Genomic DNA, 463 nt, shown 5'->3' with positions numbered 1-463 from the left:
AGCTGCCACTCATGCGCGACGACGCGCATGCTGCTCCAGACGGTTTTGCAGCCGGTACAGGTAGGCAAACCCCTGCTCCCAGCGCTTATGACCGGACTTGACGTTGATATGCCCGGCCTGACTCAGAAACCCGACTTCCGCCCCCCAGTGACGGGCCATTTCCATAGCGCGCTGAGAGCTGACCGCAGGGTCGTTGTCAGAACTGACAATTTGTGTCGGAAACGGCAGCAGATCATTAGGGATCGGCGCAAAATTACGCAATGCAGGCGGGCAATTCGGACGTTCGACGTCAGCAGGTGCTACCAGCAACGCACCTTGCACCTGACGCAGAGTCTCCAGCGGTGCGAGTTGTGCCCGATGCGCGACTGTCACGCAACCCAGGCTGTGAGCGATCAGGATCACCGGCGTGCTGTGCGCTGCAATCGTGCGTTGCAACTCGCCCACCCAGTCCTCACGGCGTGGT

The 463-nt window shown here is 60.7% G+C and carries 1 protein-coding gene; it reads right to left on the bottom strand.

Annotated elements, in window-relative coordinates; all coding sequences use genetic code 11:
- Nucleotides 1–9: 9 nt before the first annotated feature.
- On the bottom strand, nt 10–463 hold a 454-nt coding region (locus ALO43_RS11400; protein WP_054997521.1), incomplete at its 5' end, for an alpha/beta hydrolase.

Source organism: Pseudomonas tremae (assembly GCF_001401155.1).
GTDB classification, from domain to species: domain Bacteria; phylum Pseudomonadota; class Gammaproteobacteria; order Pseudomonadales; family Pseudomonadaceae; genus Aquipseudomonas; species Aquipseudomonas tremae.
Note: the sequence above shows the minus strand (reverse complement) of the source record. Positions and strands in the feature narration are given on the sequence as shown.